Source organism: Rahnella aceris (assembly GCF_011684115.1).
GTDB lineage: Bacteria > Pseudomonadota > Gammaproteobacteria > Enterobacterales > Enterobacteriaceae > Rahnella > Rahnella aceris.
On record NZ_JAADJV010000002.1, the window covers coordinates 426,389 to 445,894 of the forward strand.

General features: G+C 46.1%; 14 protein-coding genes and 1 tRNA gene. 5 read left to right on the forward strand and 10 right to left on the reverse strand.

Features of this window, described 5'->3' with window-relative positions:
• Positions 1–353 precede the first annotated feature (353 nt).
• Genes GW591_RS14305 through ptuB form a run of 3 tightly spaced genes read left to right on the forward strand, consistent with a single transcriptional unit; the run spans position 354 to position 3,800 of the window.
• A complete protein-coding gene (locus tag GW591_RS14305; RefSeq protein ID WP_166860853.1) occupies positions 354–1,376 on the forward strand; it encodes a retron St85 family RNA-directed DNA polymerase in 1,023 nt (340 codons plus the stop codon).
• Complete coding sequence (gene ptuA / locus GW591_RS14310) at positions 1,363–3,009, forward strand: retron Ec78 anti-phage system effector ATPase PtuA (protein ID WP_166860855.1); 1,647 nt, start codon at positions 1,363–1,365, stop codon at positions 3,007–3,009. Before GW591_RS14305 ends, ptuA begins: the two co-directional genes overlap by 14 nt.
• The gene (gene ptuB, locus GW591_RS14315; protein WP_166860857.1) at positions 3,006–3,800 is read left to right on the forward strand and encodes a retron Ec78 anti-phage system effector HNH endonuclease PtuB; all 795 of its coding nucleotides are present in this window, start codon (positions 3,006–3,008) and stop codon (positions 3,798–3,800) included. Before ptuA ends, ptuB begins: the two co-directional genes overlap by 4 nt.
• A gap of 262 nt (positions 3,801–4,062) precedes the next feature.
• Here ptuB and GW591_RS14320 read toward each other — a convergent pair whose 3' ends face one another.
• From GW591_RS14320 to GW591_RS14355, 8 genes are all read right to left on the reverse strand, one after another.
• Complete coding sequence (locus tag GW591_RS14320) at positions 4,063–4,560, reverse strand: hypothetical protein (RefSeq protein ID WP_166860859.1); 498 nt, start codon at positions 4,558–4,560, stop codon at positions 4,063–4,065.
• A 289-nt stretch (positions 4,561–4,849) separates the two neighbouring features.
• A complete protein-coding gene (locus tag GW591_RS14325) occupies positions 4,850–7,918 on the reverse strand; it encodes a type I restriction endonuclease subunit R (RefSeq protein WP_166860861.1) in 3,069 nt (1,022 codons plus the stop codon).
• A gap of 1 nt (position 7,919) precedes the next feature.
• Positions 7,920–9,077: a restriction endonuclease subunit S gene (locus tag GW591_RS14330; protein ID WP_166860863.1), complete on the reverse strand. Its 1,158-nt coding sequence runs from the start codon at positions 9,075–9,077 to the stop codon at positions 7,920–7,922.
• Positions 9,074–10,555, reverse strand: a complete 1,482-nt coding sequence (locus GW591_RS14335; protein ID WP_225444939.1) for a type I restriction-modification system subunit M — start codon at positions 10,553–10,555, stop codon at positions 9,074–9,076. The genes GW591_RS14330 and GW591_RS14335 overlap by 4 nt, the downstream gene beginning before the upstream one ends.
• 5 nt (positions 10,556–10,560) lie before the next feature.
• A complete protein-coding gene (locus tag GW591_RS14340) occupies positions 10,561–12,060 on the reverse strand; it encodes a type I restriction-modification system subunit M (RefSeq protein WP_166860867.1) in 1,500 nt (499 codons plus the stop codon).
• Entirely contained in the window at positions 12,060–12,455 is a 396-nt protein-coding gene (locus GW591_RS24295; protein ID WP_455769641.1) for a helix-turn-helix domain-containing protein, read from the reverse strand. Before GW591_RS24295 ends, GW591_RS14340 begins: the two co-directional genes overlap by 1 nt.
• Positions 12,456–12,535: 80 nt before the next feature.
• Positions 12,536–13,795 (reverse strand): tyrosine-type recombinase/integrase, encoded by a 1,260-nt coding sequence (locus tag GW591_RS14350; protein ID WP_166860870.1) that lies wholly within the window; start codon positions 13,793–13,795, stop codon positions 12,536–12,538.
• A gap of 198 nt (positions 13,796–13,993) precedes the next feature.
• Positions 13,994–14,078 (reverse strand) — tRNA-Leu (locus tag GW591_RS14355).
• A 219-nt stretch (positions 14,079–14,297) separates the two neighbouring features.
• On the opposite strand from GW591_RS14355, the gene ampH reads away from it, so the two are divergent.
• A complete protein-coding gene (ampH, locus tag GW591_RS14360) occupies positions 14,298–15,437 on the forward strand; it encodes a D-alanyl-D-alanine-carboxypeptidase/endopeptidase AmpH (RefSeq protein ID WP_013577143.1) in 1,140 nt (379 codons plus the stop codon).
• Between the two features lie 93 nt (positions 15,438–15,530).
• Here ampH and lptG read toward each other — a convergent pair whose 3' ends face one another.
• Both lptG and lptF read right to left on the reverse strand, forming a co-directional pair.
• Positions 15,531–16,601, reverse strand: coding sequence for an LPS export ABC transporter permease LptG (gene lptG, locus GW591_RS14365; RefSeq protein ID WP_013577144.1), 1,071 nt, complete (start codon positions 16,599–16,601; stop codon positions 15,531–15,533).
• Positions 16,601–17,695 (reverse strand): LPS export ABC transporter permease LptF, encoded by a 1,095-nt coding sequence (gene lptF, locus GW591_RS14370; RefSeq protein WP_013577145.1) that lies wholly within the window; start codon positions 17,693–17,695, stop codon positions 16,601–16,603. The genes lptG and lptF overlap by 1 nt, the downstream gene beginning before the upstream one ends.
• 278 nt (positions 17,696–17,973) lie before the next feature.
• On the opposite strand from lptF, the gene pepA reads away from it, so the two are divergent.
• On the forward strand, positions 17,974–19,485 hold the full coding sequence (pepA, locus tag GW591_RS14375; RefSeq protein WP_013577146.1) for a leucyl aminopeptidase: 1,512 nt from the start codon (positions 17,974–17,976) through the stop codon (positions 19,483–19,485).
• Positions 19,486–19,506 lie beyond the last annotated feature (21 nt).

A 19,506-nucleotide genomic window follows, 5' to 3' on the forward strand; every position in this document is an offset into this window, starting at 1 on the left:
TCTAACAGGGCAAGGGCCGTCCATAAATGCTTGTGGCCATTGTGAATATGGTTGACGAAATGTTCTAATGCATGATCTATGCTGTCTTTATAATCTTGAGGCCACAGAGATAGCGAGTGTCGATGGGCATTGTTAACCTTGAACGTGACTGATAACATAGCAGAACCCTTTAGCTCAGGCTCAATTCATCGGGCTAGTCGGGCGTTTAGCCAGACTCAAACTTATTGAACGTCATTTTGGTTGCGAAAGTCTCGCAACCAGAGCTCGTTCCTCACTCTGGTTGCGAGACTTTCGCTTCCTTCAGTAAAGGGTGCTCACATGCCCCTCAGGGGCATGGTTTATAGCGTAACCAAATGAAAAAATTAACAATTTTTTTTGCTTCGTCGCCCTTCATTGAGGCTTGGTTACACATCGTAAAGCCAAGCGATGAGGAAAATTTCACCTCGGAACAAAAAATTGCGCACATCAAACAAAGTATTGCGCTTATTATGCGTTCTGGGCCAAAAATGTATAAGGTTTACAGCATCCCGAAACGGAATGGCGGTAAACGAGTTATAGCTCATCCGGCAGCAATGCTTAAAGCCTTTCAGCGAGATCTGTGCCTACACCTTGCTAACTTATTGCCAGTACATAGTGCGGCGACTGCCTATCAGCCAGCTTCCAGCGTTAAAATTAATGCCTTGGCCCACGCTAGTAATCATTATTTGGTGAAAATGGATTTGGCTAATTTTTTCAACAGTATTGATGTAGATATTTTTGCGGCGGAATTGAGGCGTCACAAAATTGCATTGACATTGAAAGAGTTATCATTTATTCGCCAGTGTACGTTCTGGAGTCCAAGTAAAACCAGCACTGGCCGTCTCATTCTCAGCGTGGGCGCGCCTACTTCGCCGTTAATTTCTAATTTTGTTATGCATGCATTTGACGATATCATACAGAAAATATGTGAACCGCTGGCAGTTACTTATACACGCTACGCTGACGATCTTTTTTTCTCTACGAATGTACGAGATATCTCGTTCAAAATACCTGATCTAGTGGCTTATGTGCTGGCAAAAACCTATGAAAATCACTTTTCAATCAACCAGGCTAAAACCAGGTTTTCATCTAGGGCGCATAATCGGCATGTCACTGGTGTCACGATCACCAATGAGGGTGCATTATCTGTTGGCCGACAGCGTAAGCGAATAATATCTTCATTAATCCATAAGTACACCCTACAAAAAATCAACCTTGCTGAAACGAAGATATTACAAGGGTTACTTTCTTGGGCATTTTGTATCGAGCCGACTTTTGTTATCAGTATGCGAAAAAAGTATTCTGACAACGTCATCCAATCTATTATATCGGGGAATTGGAACAATGACAGAGCATAAAAAAGCCAAGATTACACGCACTGCGGCAGAAAAATTGGCTGGTGCTGAAAAAGGTCATTTAGGTGATCAATATGAAGTCGCAGAATGGTACAGCAGTGGACGTTATTCAGTTGAACAGGATGATAACAAAAAAAAACAACTGCTTGATAATATCGTTAATCAACTAGGTAATAAAAGACCGTACTTTACCCACCTTGATGCTGTTAATTTTAGAGGTGTCTGTAAACTACGCAATCGAATAAAATTCGATCCTTGGTTGAATGTATTCGTGGGTATTAACGGTAGTGGCAAAACGACGCTGCTAGATGGCATGGTGAAAATGGCATCGTGGATCGTTAATGGTATTCGCACAGGTGGTACCGGTAAGCATATTGACAACAGTGATATCAATAATCGTCCTACGTCACGCACCTGTGAGATAAATTCAACACTATACCTCGATGACAATACCGAATTTGCAATCAAACTCAATAAAAACAAGAATAGTACCGAAGGCACACGCAGTGAACTTGCCTCATTCAGAAATCTCGCGTCCATGTACCAATATGTAAATAGCGTAGCAACAGAAACTGCCTGTTTACCCTTATTTTCTTATTATTCCGTTTCGCGTTCTCAAGAAATCAAAAATGAGCAGCAGGATAGCAATGAGTTAACAACCTTCAATAAACTAGATGCCTATAATAAATGCTTCGATGAATACCGTAGCTTTAAAGACTTCCTCGACTGGTTAATTATTCATGATGCTAGTTCTGGATCAACTCAAAGTAACAGCGCAATTCGGCTTAATGAACTCAAAGCCGTTTATGAAAATACCCTAAAAATATATAACCTGCTGCCTGAACCTCTAAAACATGAATCTGACGTAGGTAAGAGTCTAAAAGAGGAACTGGATACACAGGCCAAAGAAATAAAACGTCTCAATTCCAATCTGCCTTTTTCCGATGCAGAGGTGGTTCGCGTGGTTAAACATGCCATTAGCTGTTTCCTTGATATTGATAATATTAGATTGGATATCAGTACAGAATCAGTGCGATTAATGCTTGATAAAAATGGTATTTCTATAGCCGCCGCCGCTTTATCCCAGGGAGAAAAAGCTCTTTTCTCACTAGTAAGTGACATCAGCCGAAGGCTTGTACTGCTTAATCCGAATAAAGGACTCGACGCATTAAAAGGAAATGGTGTCGTATTTATTGATGAAATAGAGTTACACCTCCACCCAAAATGGCAACAACAGATTATTTTTAAACTACGGGACGTATTCCCAAGTTTACAATTTATTTTAACGACACACAGCCCGCAAGTGGTCACCACAGTACCGCATGAATGTATTAAAATTCTCAAAGGTGATATCCAAGGTGTTTTAAGTATTACACAACCTGAATTCTCGCTCGGGGCTGAAGCTAAACAGGTACTGGAAGAAATTTTTGCCGTCAACTCAAGGCCGGATGAAGCAACTCAAGTGAAGGATCTCGAACGCTATAAACAATTAGTCCAAGAAGATAAATGGGATAATGAAGAGGCAATTAATCTGTTGAGCAAAGTTGAAATGTGGGGGCGGAATTGGGATCCTATTGTCAGACAATTGCAAATGGACGTTCGTCTGCGTAAATACCGACGGGACAATGATAAATGAAAAAAATTCTCAAAGGTAATGAACCACATGGGTTGCTAGAATATAAAGACACATATCCTGATGATGGCTGGAAAAAAGGTTTTACACGCAATGCTGGTGTCGAAGCTAATCATGAGGTCAAGCGTGCGCTGATTAGTGATCAGGGTGGCATCTGCGCCTATTGCGAAATTGATTTGAAGGATGCTGGTGGCCATGCGCTTAATGACTTTCGGGTCGAGCATTTTTATCCGGAGAATCCGAAACCAGAAGACCGGCGTAATGATGATATTAATTATGCGCTATTCTGGCCAAATCTTTTGGGGTGCTGCACCGGAGGTAATACCAAATATGTAGTTGATGCTCACCGGCGTTACACCAATCCAGACTTTTGTTGTGATGTGGGGAAATCTAATCATAACTGGACTACGCTTATTTTAAATCCAATTACAGATATACCGGAATCCCCTGCATTATTTTCATTTGATTTCACAAATGGCAACATTATGGTTTCCGAGTTTTGTCCTGCTGATCTAGAGTCGAAAGCCGAACAATCGATTGCTTTATTAAAATTAAACACATCAAAACTACGAGAATTCAGAGTTGAAGTAATATCGATATTAACTGAACAGCTGTTCACTGAAGCCGATACCGGTATAGATGATGAAGAAATTCATCGGCGGATGGAAACACTGGCCCGTGCTTATCTTATCCGCGATAACAACAACATACTACAACCCTTTTTTTCTACTGTGCGCGCATTCCTGGGCGCGGCAGCAGAGACAGTGCTGATGCAATTGGAATATAAAGGCTAGAAGATGTAGATATGCTGAGCCTTAAGACCTCCGATAAACTTTAAGGTTTTTTCTTCAGCACTATCTTTCTTATGGTGTTATCCACCCAGTATTCAATGGTTATACCATCTAGGATAGACTCGATAATAGGTTGCACTGTTTGCAGTAGAGTATATTGTTACTCTCTGGGTAGCATAGGTACTACCGTTGAAAGCTCTAAGCATGATTTTATGGCTCTATCTGAGTAAAGGTCTTATTAAAAGGTTGTTAGCTGGCGATTATACTAAGAACCTTTCAACTTAAAAATCATTAGTAATGTATCTATAGGTTTTTCTAAAAACCAATGCTCATTCTTTGATACTCGCTTTAATTTACTTTGATCATATATCAGGATGCCATCCAACTCATTCAGCCCATCTGTAAGATCTATTTTTTCAGGAATATTAGATTGATAGTGTACACTGTATCCACTATCATCAAATTCAGCAACATAAGCATAAATAACATCTGATGCTGATTTGCAAGCAGATTCCTTATTATGTTCATAGTCATGCCCTTCCACATTCCAGAAGGGGCTATTTATGTCACGGTCAGTGCCAGTTTCAATAGCAACGCTCAATCTGTCTACAAAATTATCTGTTAGTTCGTTTTTTTCGTCAACATCATAAGTTTGAAGCGAAAAGTTCCTTACCAAAATCAATCCACTATATTCGATTTTGCGTAACTCCACTGGCAATCGTTTTTCAAACTCATCCCAATCATTTAAATTAATAATAATCATATTATTCATCCAGCAATTTTTAACTCATTCACATAACTATAAAATTTCAAATTAACCAACAAAAAACACACTAGCGACCTGCTCCTCGCTCAAGGCCAACTGTCCATGTACAACAAGGGACACTATCAGATCAAGTCTGAGCTGCTACCCATAAGTGACTTACCATAACGGGTTTCCCTGAAATTATGATGAATTTATTTACGAGCTTGGGTGAGAGTCACAAAATTAGCTGAAGGTCAGCTAACAACACTTCCACATCAGTTAACACATTATATTTATTGAGAAAATCTCAATAATGCTCCTCAATGTACCCATACGCCTTCCTGAATAACTCTTTATCTTTACCTAATCCAAACTGAGCCAAAGTCAGCAATAGTGCCTTTTGGATTTCACGCGGACCGCTGTTAGAGTTCTGCCAGCCGTCAAAGCGAGTTGCTTTGACAATTTTATCAATTTGCTCAACAACATCGCCGATCAACTTCGGTGTTGTTTCAGGGCGGGTTTCCAGAAAGAGCTTCGTTAATGCTTGTTTATTATCCGCTTCAGTTACTGGCCGCTCACCCGTTTCTCGTTCGGCTTGAACTGTATCTTTCGCAGCATCCAACAAGCCTTTCAACCAGTCGATGGCCTTAATAACACCTGCTTCATAGTCCTGACGTAGTTTCTCCAGGCGCTCACCCAAAGCCACAAATTTAGGATCATGGCTGCCGCGCAAGCGCCCCATAAGATCAATCTCCAGGCGTTTGGCGCGTTGTTCCTGTTCTTTAGCGGTCAGGGTAAAAATAGCGTGCTCATCCATGACCAACTCGTCAATATCATCGCGAATACGATTGATATCAGTATGCTCATGGATCATCTTAATTGTTTCGGGGCCAAGGGCAGCCCAAACAAGTGCACCTGTCTGCCCCACCGGACGCACCGATTCATAAATTTGCGCCAACCATTTATAGTCTTGACGATAAGGGGTCAAAAAAGGATCTGGGTTGATAGCTGACCATAACTTAGATAACACTCCAAAGCTGGCAGCGAATTCATCACGCTTCTCGTTAGTTGGCAGACACTCTTGCGCGGCCATAATACCTTCAAAACCTTCGATGGACCGATCCACACCAGGGAAGAAGGACAGACATTTATTCAGTTGTAACGGCAATAACTCTTTAAATGCTTCAATTCCTTCTACAACTCCTTCAATTTCTTCAGGGTTATAGGCGAGAGCGGTACGCAGATTCTCGAATACGCCAAGGTAGTCGATAATCAATCCCATGTTCTTGCGTACATCATCGGTTTCGTACAATCGGTTAGTACGACACATAGCCTGCAGAAGCGTATGATCGCGTAAAGGCTTATCGAGGTACATGCAGTAGCAAATTGGTGCATCAAAGCCCGTAAGCAGCTTGGCGGTAACGATGATAAGCTGTAACGGATGCACAGGATCTTTAAAGCATTTAATCAGATCCTTCTGTACCTGCTCTTCCGCATCAATGTGCTGCCAGCGTTCGAAATCGGCTTGTTTAACAGGTAGCTCCAATTCGTCATGCCATTTGAGCCAGTCCTTGTTGAGCTTATCTTTTTTACCCCCCTCTTCAGCTTTAACCGGTGCCTGGTCAACGTTCATAACCACTTCAACCGCATCAAAACCGAGCTTTTCACCAAGCAAATAATACATCTGCACGCAGGCTTCGCGATCGTATACCACAACCATGCCTTTCATCTTTTTCGGCATAACATGGCTGGTAAAATGCTCAACAATGTCATTACTCACCGCAGCCATACGTCTGGGGGACTTCAGCATAATAGCCAGCTTACCGGCACGTCTGGATAATGCCGCTTTTTCTTCTTCATCTAGATTGTTTTCATTAACGAGTTGTTCGAACTCTTCGTTGATAGCGTCACGATCCACTCGGAGTTCGGCCAGCCGAGGTTCGAACTTCACTGGGTTAGTCGCGCCGTCACGGATCGACTGCTTATAGCTATAGCGGCTCATATAGCGACCCGGATCTTCTTCGGCACCGAACAACTTGAATGTATTACGATCAATGCCAGAAATCGGTGTGCCAGTCAGGCCATAGAAGTGAGCATTGGGCAACGCCCAGCGCATTTTCTCGCCTAACCCACCTTCCTGGGTACGGTGAGCTTCGTCAACCAACACAATGATGTTGTCACGATTGTTCAAGCCATTGGGGTTGCTATCGTCAATTTCGATATCTTTAAATTTAAAGATGGTGGTGATTAAAATGCCACGGCTGTCTTGCTCAATGTATTCGCCCAACTTTTTGCAGCTTTGCACTTTAATTAGATTCTTAACTTCGGCCCCACCAAAAGTTTCGTTAATTTGGCTGTCCAGATCTCTCCGGTCCACAACGATAAGTACAGTCGGGTTTTTTAACGCATTATCGGCACGCAGCATTTTAGCAGCGTAAAGCATCAGCAAGGATTTGCCCGATCCCTGGAAATGCCAAATCAGACCTTTCTTTGGATAGCCTCTACGAACACGCTCAACGATTTGTTTTGCTGCTTCAAATTGCGGATAACGCGGCAGGATTTTAACGCGCTTAAGTGGAGTATTTTTGCCCGTTTTGACGGTTGAAAATAATGCAAAAGATTCCAGTAACTGCAATAAGGTCTGCGGATTTAACAAACTCTCGCAGCTGTTGAGTACCGATGCCAATCCCGGCAGAATCTCATCACGAAGCTCAGTTTTATGCCAGGGCCCCCAGTCTTTAACTCGGGCATTAATTGCACCATAGGCAAAGGTTTTACCTTCGCTGGCAAAACACAGCACGTTAGGTACAAAGAAAGATTCAACATTTTTCCAATAGTACTTTTTGCCACCCATGAAGTCGGCGGCACCGTCTTGCCAGGTCACGCTAGGGCGCGTTGCGGTTTTAACTTCGCCCACCACCATTGGTATACCGTTCACATAAAGGACAATATCAAAATAAACTTCAGTGGCCGCGATATAGTGGACCTGCTGTGCCACCACAAAGTGGTTATTTTCTATATTGTCAAAATCAATCAGATTGATGGTGATATGATCGCCATTCTCACCAAAAGGCAAGGTTTTGTCAGCCATCAACCATTCCTGGAAGTTTTCATTGGCCTTTACCAAACCGGTATGTCGGGCTTCTAAAACCACCCCTCGCAGTTTGTAAATGACCTCATCAGCGTAGTCAGGCTGTCTGCCGATATCGGGGTTTAACGAACAAAGCGCGTCTTTTAACCACTCATCAACGAAGATATCCTGCGCTTGTTTAGGCAGGTTTTCGCCGTGGCAGTAAGTCCACTTGACCCCGCTTGAACCTTTTAAACGGTCGATAATTCCATTTTCTGTTACGGTTTGCTCGTTAAATTTTGCCATGTTATTCGCTCAATAGATGTGTCTTAATTTCTTCAAGGTGCTCAATTTTTCCGAATTGAGTTTGGCTAAAAGAAACCAATTCATTTAATGTCATAGCAATTGACTTTTGTACATCCAACGGTGGTAAGATTATTGGCATATTAAGCCATAGATCTGTTTTGAAGAGCATTTTTTCAATATGCACCCCGACACTACTGATATAAAAATAATTTCTTAAACAAGGAGTTCTCACTAACCAAGAAAAAAAACTCATATCTAAGCAATCTGTCGTATTAAATACATCATACTCATTCGAGACAATGCTTCCCGACAAGTAATGTGGAACCACACCGCAACCACCATGAACGATTTGTCGTTTTGATATAAGAAAATCGCCACCTTTTATTTCAAACTGACTTTTTACTTTAATGTTTTTCCCAAGAATAAATTCTCTTGCTTCAACCCCACCGAAAGCCCTTCTAGCAACTACAGTTCCATATTCAAGATGATCAAATAGTTCTACTGGCCGACTCACCTTAACTAGAATATCTTTAAGTTTTACAACCATATAATCTTCTGGGCAACGCTCATCAAGCCTGTCAGTAGGGGTGCGCTTACCTAGCATTCCACATGTTTCTTGAAGTGTTGACGATATAAGTTGTGATGTGGCTTCGATTTGTTGTTCTATTAATACTCTGTTCCTTTGGATATTTAGCAAATCATCCGCTAGAATTTTTTGACTATCTAAATTAGGGAGTAAAAACTCAACTTGCCCTAGATCTTTAAATTTTGTTCTAGGGGACAAAGAACCCGAAGAAGTTTTTATTGCGTGTGACCAAAGCTTATTAGAATGAATCAGAAATGGAAACAACTCTGAAGTAACTACAGCTTGATTAGCTTCAAGAACAATAATATCCCCAGAGCATATACCATCAAAATGTGCAATTGCTGCCTTCCGTAAATAAGGTCGTCTCTTGCCTAATAGGATATGACCTTTTTTAAAAACTCTTGTAAAACTAGGCTTATCTTTAGCAATATCCCCCCAGCGAGATATTGTTAGCGAGTTCGAATCGATGTGTTCCAAGCCAACATATCGATCATAACCATCCTTGAGAGGATTTGAACTAGTAAGCTTTGGCTCAGTACATATTTCATTCAACTTCATGATTTTTCTACTCATCTCGCCCCCCATTTGATACCAAGATTATCAAATAGATACTTGATGGTTTTTAAGTGGCTATTAGATTTAGCTTGATCAGACTTCCAAGCATCTATAGAGGCTTCAATGTCGCGGTTATCAATAAAAACGTTTTCATGCAGGTATAATGGCAACGATAAATTAAAGTTATTCTTTGCTATTTCCTCGACACTAATCAAAGCGACATTGTTTGACTTATTCACATTCGACTTAAAATACTCACAGATATTCTCTATATTTTTTTCTGACAAGAAATAATTAGATTTGATGCTAGTGATTTCATTTTTAGCATCTATGAAAAGTACACTTTTTTCTCTTTCCTGTGACTTGTTCTTATTAAGAACAATAATGCATGACTCCATTGAGGAGTTATAAAACAGGTTTGGACCCAGGCCAATCACAGCTTCAATAATGTCCGACTCAATGACCTGTTTGCGAATACTTTTTTCAGAATCGCGGAACAAAACGCCGTGTGGCCAAAGCATAGCCGCACGGCCGCTATCAGGTTTAAGGCTTTTGATAATGTGGGTGTAAAACGCATAGTCGGCACAGCCCTGCGGTGGTACACCATAAAGATTACGACCATATGGATCGGCGGCAAACTTGTCACGATTCCATTTTTTGATGGAGTACGGCGGGTTGGCAAAAATCACATCAAACTGCTTGAGCCGATCGTTTTCAATGAACTTAGGTTCGGCCAGAGTGTCGCCACGTAGCACATCAAATTCTTCGATATCATGCAGAAACATATTCATACGAGCGATAGCGGAGGTCAACAGGTTCACCTCCTGACCATAAAGATGCACTGAGCGCCACTCTTCACCCCTTGCACGGAGATCCATCACAGCATTTAGTAACATCCCTCCAGTACCGCACGTAGGATCATAGGCAGTTTCACCCGGTTTTAAACCCATGATGCGCGTCATTAAATGCACGACTGTTCGGTTAGTGTAAAACTCTGCAGCCGTATGGCCTGAATCATCAGCGAATTTTTTTATCAGATATTCATAGGCTTCACCGAGATCATCCTGAGCGACAGATTTAATGCCGAGTGGAATTTTACTGAAATGCTCAATCAGATCAGCCAGCAGATGATCGGGCAGTCGCTCTTTATTAGTCCACTGTGCATCACCAAAGACGCCGTGTAAACGCGGGTTATTGGCTTCAATTAAGCGGAGAGCATTCTGGATAGCTTCACCAATGTTTTTACTGGTATTGCGGACCTTTTCCCAAGCTGCCTCAGAGGAAATGTTGAAACGGTGAAACATCGGCATGGCGGCGTATTCAGCATCACCTTCATGGAGTTCCAGAGCTTCGTTATATTCTTCCAGATAGACATCTGACAGGCGTTTATAAAACAGCAAGGGAAAGACATACTGCTTGTAGTCTGATGCGTCGATTTGGCCGCGAAGAAACTCAGCAGCTCCCCAGAGCAGCTCTTCCAGTTTTTTATTACTCATGATACTCATGCCTCGAACCCTTCTTTGATAAGCAGGGCTTCCAGTTCCTCTTCTGCTTTTTCCAGTTCAGCCAGCTTCCGTTGAAAATCTTTGAGCGCCTCTTCCACAGTGATGGTTTCTTCTTCAAGTGGCTTTTGCACATAACGAGCAATATTTAGATTGAAGTCATTTTCTTCAATCTCCTTCAGAGGTACCCAGCGCGCAACGCCTTCGATTTCTTTTGCATTTGGCCCCTGTTGCGCCTGGTCATGATAGATTTGGTATATGTCATCGGCCTGTTTGTTGGACAGTGTATTCTGTGCTCGCCCCTTGGTATAGATTTCTTCAGCATTGATGATCAATACATAATCTCTATGCGCCGCCGAGCGATATTTGCGCAGCACTAAAATACACGCAGGAATACCAGTGCCATAGAACAGGTTAGAAGCGACACCAATTATCGCCACAATGCGATTTTCTTTCAGCAATTTGGTGCGAATTGTCCCTTCAGCTCCGCCGCGAAACAGCACACCATGAGGCAATACGACAGCCATACGCCCATTGTCGTTAAGTGAAGCAAACATATGCTGCACCCAGGCAAAATCACCATTTGTTTTAGGTGCCAGGCCATATTGCTTACGGCCATAGGGATCGTTTGACCAAAGATCGTATCCCCATTCCTTTAAGCTAAACGGTGGGTTGGCAACAACGCAATCGAAGGTTTCTAAACGATCGCTTTGTAAAAACTTAGGTTCACGCAGCGTATCCCCGCGAACAATATCGAAATCTTCCTGGCCGTGCAGGAACAGGTTCATTCGCGCGATGGCTTCGGTGGTCAGGTTTTTTTCCTGACCTTTAATTCTTAGTAAGCGCGGATCACCGCCGTTTTCTTTTACATGGTGAATAGTCTCGAGCAACATACCGCCAGTACCACAAGCAGGGTCGTAAACGCTCTCACCGGCTTTTGGATCAAGAATATTAACCATCAAGCGAACAATAGTTCTTGGGGTGTAGAATTCACCAGCTTTCTTGTTAGCTTTATCAGCAAAACGTTTGATCAGGTACTCGTATGCACGCCCCATGTCATCGTCACGGACACTGGCAACGCCGAGATTCACCTTGTTGAAATGATTAAGTAACGTAGCTAGTAACTCATCAGAAAGGCGTTCTTTATTGGTCCAGCTGGCATCGCCAAAAATGCCATGCAGTTTAGAGTTTGCCAGTTCTATACCACGGAAAGAGTCTTTTAAGGCCTGACCGATGTCTTTGGTCTCAGCGAAAACATCGCGCCAGTGACAATTCACAGGTATCTGAATGCGGTGAAACATCTTACCCTTGGCAAGCTCTGCATCCCCAACGCTCTCCATCGCATCGGCAAATTCTTCGTCATATACGTCACAAATGCGCTTGAAGAACAGGATTGGGAAAATGTAGGTTTTGTAATCTGACGCATCAATAGGCCCGGTGATGATATGGGCGGCATGCCAAAGATGGGCTTCGAGATCTTTTAGGTTAATCAGTGTCATTAATTTTTCTCTGTACGATTCTGCGAAGCAGGAACCTTTTGCAGTAAATCGTGTATTTCACAGTCAAAAAGCACGCAAAGCCTTTCTAATGTATCTAGGTCAACCTTCTGAGCCGTCTCTTTGTAAAGCAAAGTGATAGTGTTGCGACTCAGGCCAGTTTCCCTAACAACATCGGCTATTCGCATCTTATGTTCGCCCATGAGCCGAGCAAGATGGCAGCGGATCATAATGGTCCTTATCGTTGTGCTTAACGATGCAAATCGTATCCCAAAATGCGAAAAAAACAAAAAAAATTCAAGCTGAAATGAAATTACATCAGTTGGGAAAACATTGAACGTATGGACAGGAAGACATGCATACTCAACATGTTTAAATTCAGGATACATGTCGGGCATAAATACCCGACATAGGTTCCAGTGAGATCATATGCCAATTAGCGATACCTTGGCCTGCAGGAACTTATAACAAGGCATTGCTATCGTTTTTTGTCTTTAGAGTAATCAAACGGACTAACTCCCTTCTCTCGATTCGCATCAAGATAATCAGCCCACCACTGCAACATTAGCCTCCTCTCCCCCAGATGCTCTGCCTTATGAATGTAAGCCGCACGCACAGAGTTACGTTCCTGATGACTCATTTGACGCTCTACTGCATCCCTCGACCACAATCCCGACTCAATAAGTGAACTGCACGCCATAGTCCTGAAACCATGTCCACATACTTCCGTTTTCGTGTCATAGCCCATCACTCGTAGAGCCTTGTTCACCGTGTTCTCACTCATCGGCTTACGCGGATCGTGATCGCCCACGAAAATCAGCTCTCGATTTCCACTCATGCTTTTGATCTTTTCCAAAATGGCGAGAGCTTGACGCGACAAGGGAACAAGATGAGGCGTCCGCATCTTTGAACCACGCTGAGAATGTTTAACGCCTTCCAGTGGTTCACGCTCTCCCGGAATCGTCCACATGGCTGTTTCAGAATCCACTTCTGTCCAGCGAGCAAAACGTAGCTCGCTTGAACGGATGAAAACTAACAAAGTGAGTTCCACAGCTAGTCGAGTTAATGGCCTGCCGGAGTAATGATCAATGCGATGAAGTAATTCAGGAATGCGATTAAGTTCTAGCGCAGCGCGATGTTGCCGTTTAGCAGTAGCGACCGCGCCAGCGATCTCTTGTGCAGGGTTATAATCGATTAAACCGCTTTGCACGGCAAATCGCATAATGGCTGTAGTTCGTTGTTGTAGACGTGCCGCAACCTCAAGACGTCCAGACATCTCTACGGCTTTGATGGGAATAAGTAAATCTCGGGTCTTTAGTTCAGCGATATTCCGCTTACCAATTGCAGCAAAGAGATTATCCTCCAGGCTTTTCAATACACGAGCGCTATGAGACTCAGACCACTTCTGATTGCTAGCGTGCCAGTCCCTGGCTACCACTTCAAAAGTTATCGCTTCTTGCTCCTGCTCTATCTGAACAGCTTTCTTGTTCTCACTAGGATCAACGCCGTTAGCTAAGAGCTTACGTGCTTCATCACGCCGGGCTCTGGCATCCGCTAGCGATACTTCAGGGTATTTCCCCAATGCAAGCATCTTCTCTTTCCCGCCGAAGCGATAACGCAACCGCCAATATTTAGAACCGTTCGTGTGAACCAACAACACCATGCCGTCACCATCGGTAAGCTTATAGGCTTTTTCTTCAGGCTTGGCCGTACGAACCTTCACATCACTCAGAGCCATGTTGAGTATCCTTTCAAGGGTTCTGTGTGGGTACAAACATTATCGAACCGGGATATACCCGCATTTGTACCCGCATCAGTAAGTTGATGTAGATTGAATCAGGTTGACTTATGTTGACTGAAAAAGCGAGGAAAGCCTTGCGGGGACTGGATTTTAGGCATAAAAAAAGACCTCAGTTGAGGTCTATTTACATACTGTTGGTGCCGAAGGCCGGACTCGAACCGGCACACCTTGCGGCGGTTGATTTTGAATCAACTGCGTCTACCGATTTCGCCACTTCGGCACTGAAAGTAGTATGCGGAAAACGTGGGCATTATACCCAGCCCAGCCGGTCACGCAATAGTTATCCCGCCTTGTTCGGTTTAAGTGTTGAAAAAACAGTCATACACCGCAGCTCAGTGAGGATTTGCTGACAAAAATCTTCTGTTTACCCACGTTTTTCCAATGCCGTTTCTCAAACTTCGCATTAGTATACAAATCACGAATAGATCTTGCCCTGTTGATGGATACCAGCTTGTTGAAAAAACTCTCACTTTCGCTCCTCGCGCTGGCCTTCGCCAGTACGCCTTTATGGAGCCACGCGCAGCAGAATGCGCGTCTGGCGTCGCAGGTCGTGGATGACCATGCAGAACACATCTTTTACGGCAGCGGCGCGATGGGAATGGCGCTGGTTGTCGTTGATAACAATCAGCAGGTTTTCCGCAGCTTCGGGGAAACCCGTCCCGGTTCCGATGTGCGACCGCGTGAAGACTCTGTGGTGCGTATCGCCTCGCTGACCAAACTTATTACCAGTGAAGTGCTGGTAAAAATGGCGCAGCAGGGCAAAGTCAGTATTAACGATCCGTTGCGTAAATACGCCCCGGCCGGTGCCCGCGTTCCTGCTTACAGCGGCACAAATCCGATCACCCTGTTGAATCTCGCCACCCACACCAGCGGTCTGCCGCGCGAGCAGCCGGGCGGTGTCGCACATCGTGCCGTCTTCACCTGGCCGACTAAAAGTGATCGCTGGAGCTGGCTGAGTGTCGCCAAACTGACTGTGCCGCCGGGTGCACGCGCCTCTTACTCAAATCTGGCGTTTGACCTGCTGTCCGATGCATTATCGAAAGCCGCTAATCAGCCTTATACCCAGTTACTGCGCGAGCAAATCACTCAGCCGCTCGGCATGGTCGATACCACGCTGACGCCAAACGCCAGCCAGTGTTCACGCCTGATGGAAGGTCTGCGTCCGAGCCCGTGTATCAACACTATTGCGGCAGCAGGCAGCGGGGGGCTTTATTCCACGCCTGCCGATATGGGCCGCTGGATGCGTCAGTTCCTCGGGCAACGCACTACAACCGCCGATATGGCGCAGAAGATGTACTACAAGCGTACGGATCTGGTCTCGCTCAAAGGAATGGATGTACCGGGAATGGCGGACTCGCTGGGAATGGGCTGGGTAACGATGGCGCCGACGCCGTTGCTGCCACGTATCATTCAGAAAACCGGCGGCGGTGGTGGCTTTATCACGTATGTCGCGATGGTGCCGCAGCGCGGTGTAGGCGTGTTCGTGGTTGTGACCCGCAGCGAACTGACCAAGTTTAAAAATATGAGCGATGGCGTGAACAATCTGGTGGCCGATCTGGTGCGTAATAACGAGATCTGACGGCTCAGTTCTCAATATTCAGAATTCAGAATTCAGATGTAAAAAGCAGGCCTCTGAAAAGAGCCTGCTTTTTGTTTATCTGTACTGCCGGATTTAGCGTTTTTTCAGCAGTAAGAACATGCTGATGACGAAGAAAAGCCCGCTCGGCAGCAATGCGCCCAGAATCGGCGGAATGCTGTAAACCAGGCTTAACGGGCCGAATATCTGGTCAAGCACGTAGAACAGAAAACCGAAGCAAATACCGGTCACCACGCGCACCCCCATCGGTACGCTGCGTAAAGGCCCGAAGATGAACGACAGCGCCATCAGCATCATCACCGCAACCGACAGTGGCGAGAAGATTTTACTCCACATATTCAGCTGGTAACGTTTTGCTTCCTGCCCGCTCTGCTTCAGGTATTTCACATAGTTGTGCAGGCCGCTGATCGACAATGCATCTGGGTCGAGCGCAACCACACCGAGTTTGTCCGGCGTCAGGTTGGTTTTCCATACGCCGGTCAGCGTCTGCGAACCGGTGATTTGCAGTTGATCCGTCAGATCAGATTCATCCACCTGAGAGAGTTTCCACTCACCATTATCAAAGGTCGCGGATGACGCGTAACGGACTGACTGCAGTTTATTCTCTTCATTGAAATGATAGATGTTGACGCCGGTCAGCTCTTTTTCACCCGCCACGCGTTCGATGTAGATAAAATCGTGACCGTCTTTTGCCCACACTCCGTTTTGCGTGGAAAGCAGTGAGCCACCGTACATCTGTTGCGCACGGTAGTTACGCGCCATTTGTTCGCCCTGCGGCGCAACCCATTCACCAATCGCCATGGTCAGCAACACCAGCGGAATCGCCGTTTTCATCACGGAGGCGGCAATCTGCATGCGGGTGAAACCGGATGCCTGCATCACTACCAGCTCGCTGCGTGTTGCCAGCGTGCCGAGGCCCAGCAATGCGCCCAGCAGCGCTGCCATCGGGAAGAAGATTTCGATATCCTTCGGTACGCTCAGCAGGGTGTATAAACCGGCGCCAGCGGCGGAATATCCGCCCTGCCCGACTTTACGCAACTGATCGACAAACTTGATGATGCCGGAGAGTGACACCAGCATGAACAACGTCATCATGATGGTGTTGAAAATAGTGCGACCAATGTAACGGTCTAATACGCCAAACATCAGGCAGCTCCTCTCAGACGCGCGCGGATCTTGCGAACCGGCAAGGTGTCCCATGCATTAAGCACCAATGCCAGTGCAAAGTAGAGCAGGTTGGTTCCCCACATCCAGAGCATCGGATCCAGCTTACCTTTGGCACCGTTGGAGCGCAGCGAGGTTTGCAGCAGGAAGAAAATCAGATACAGCAGGATCGCCGGCAGCATACTGAGTACACGCCCCTGACGAGGATTCACCACGCTGAGCGGAACCACCAGCAACGCCATAATAAAGACTGAAACGATCAGCGTTAAACGCCAGTTCAGCTCTGCCCGCGCTTCCGGTTCGTTGGAATTCCAGAGTTGCGTCATGGTCATCTGATCCGACTGATTAGGGTCAAGCTGTACAGCCTGATGCCCGATAACCGCCAGATAATCGGTGAAATCCGTCACGCGAAAATCACGCAACAGCGCAGTGCCTTCATAACGGGTGCCTTTATCCAGCATCACCTGCTGGGAGCCGTCCGCACGCTGCAACATATGTCCTTTATCAGCGACCACAACGGAAGGCCGCTGGTTGCCGTTCGGCCGCAGTTGAGCCAGGAAGACGTTATGGAATTCCTTCCCTTTAACACTGCCAACGAACAGCACCGCATTGCCGTTCTGGGCTTGCTGGAACTGGCCTTCGACCATCGCGGCCATGCTCGGGTTGGCTTTCGCCTCCGCCAGCACTTCATCCTGATGTTTCGACGACCACGGGCTGAGCCAGATCGCATTCACGCCGGCAAAAACTGACGTAAATAGCGCCAGAACCAGCGCGGCGATGACCAGTGACCGTTTTCCAAGACCACAGGCGTGCATGACCGTGATTTCACTGTCGGTATAAAGTTTACCGAGCGTCATCAGCAGGCCGAGAAACAGACTGAGCGGCAGAATAAGCTGCGCCATCTCCGGAACGCCAAGGCCCAGAAGTGAGAGAACTAAATTTGTTGGGATATCGCCATCGACCGCTGCTCCGAGCACTCTGACCAGCTTCTGACAGAAGAAGATGAGAAGCAAAATGAACAGAATGGCAAATTGGCTCTTGAAGGTTTCCCTAACCAGATATCTAATGATGATCACGCTTAATACGCCTGTGAAAACTTGTCTTTTTGAAGGAAAATCGCTAGTTTCATCGCTAATCCGTCATTTATTCTCATCATATGGCAACCTTCGCAGCTAAAATAGTATTACAACACCGAGAATTGGGGTGTCCTATAGGAACTTGCTTATAGCCGCCAAAATAAAAACTAACGCCGTTTAAGGTTAACACAGGTCGTTAACACAATGACGGGAGAGTGTCTCCGGCGACTCATTCTAGCCGTACCTCCCGCCCTTGTCTTTAAGATTCAGGAGAGTGCATGGAGTTCAGCGTAAAAAGCGGTAGCCCGGAAAAACAACGCAGTGCCTGTATTGTAGTCGGCGTTTTCGAACCTCGCCGCCTGTCACCGATTGCCGAACAACTCGATAAAATCAGTGATGGCTACATCAGCGCCCTGCTTCGCCGTGGCGAACTTGAAGGCAAAGTGGGCCAGACCCTCTTACTGCATCATGTACCGAATATTCTTTCAGAACGCATTTTGCTGATTGGGTGCGGCAAAGAACGCGAGCTGGATGAGCGCCAGTACAAGCAGGTTATCCAGAAAACCATTAACACCCTGAACGACACCGGTTCTATGGAAGCCGTTTGCTTCCTCACCGAGCTGCACGTAAAAGGCCGTAATACTTACTGGAAAGTGCGTCAGGCGGTCGAAACCTCCAAAGAGTCGCTTTACACTTTCGATCAGTTGAAAAGCAACAAAACGGAGCCGCGCCGTCCGCTGCGTAAAATGGTGTTCAACGTGCCGACCCGCCGTGAACTGACCAGCGGTGAGCGCGCCATTCAACACGGTCTGGCGGTGTCAGCCGGTATTAAAGCCGCGAAAGATCTCGGCAATATGCCCCCGAACATCTGTAACGCCGCATATCTGGCGTCACAGGCCCGTCAGCTGGCAGATGCATTCAGCACCAACATCACGACCCGCGTTATCGGCGAGCAGCAGATGAAAGAGCTGGGAATGAATGCGTATCTGGCGGTGGGTCAGGGTTCGAAAAACGAATCGCTGATGTCGGTGATGGAATATAAAGGAAATCCTAACCCGGACGCTAAGCCTATCGTGCTCGTGGGTAAAGGTCTGACCTTCGATTCCGGCGGTATTTCCATTAAGCCCGCCGCGGATATGGATGAAATGAAGTACGACATGTGTGGCGCCGCAGCCGTTTACGGTGCGATGCGTGTGGTGGCTGAACTCAATCTGCCACTGAACGTCATTGGCGTGCTGGCAGGCTGTGAAAACATGCCTGGCGGCCAGGCATTCCGTCCGGGCGACATTCTGACCACCATGTCCGGCCAGACTGTCGAAGTGCTGAATACGGACGCCGAAGGCCGCCTGGTGCTGTGCGATGCACTGACCTACGTTGAGCGTTTCGATCCTGAGCTGGTGATTGACGTCGCTACGCTGACCGGTGCCTGCGTGATTGCGCTTGGCCATCACATCACCGGTTTGCTGTCGAATCACAATCCGCTGGCGCATGAACTGATCGGCGCGTCCGAACAGGCGGGTGACCGTGCATGGCGTTTGCCGCTGGCTGATGAATATCAGGAACAGCTGGATTCTAACTTTGCGGATATGGCAAACATCGGTGGCCGTCCGGGTGGTGCGATCACCGCCGGTTGCTTCCTGTCGCGTTTCACCCGCAAATACAGTTGGGCACATCTGGATATCGCCGGTACCGCATGGCGTTCAGGCAAGAACAAAGGCGCAACCGGTCGTCCGGTTGCGCTGTTGTCACAGTTCCTGCTCAACCGTGCAGGGCTGGATGGCGATGAGTGATTCCTCTGCTAAATAAGATAT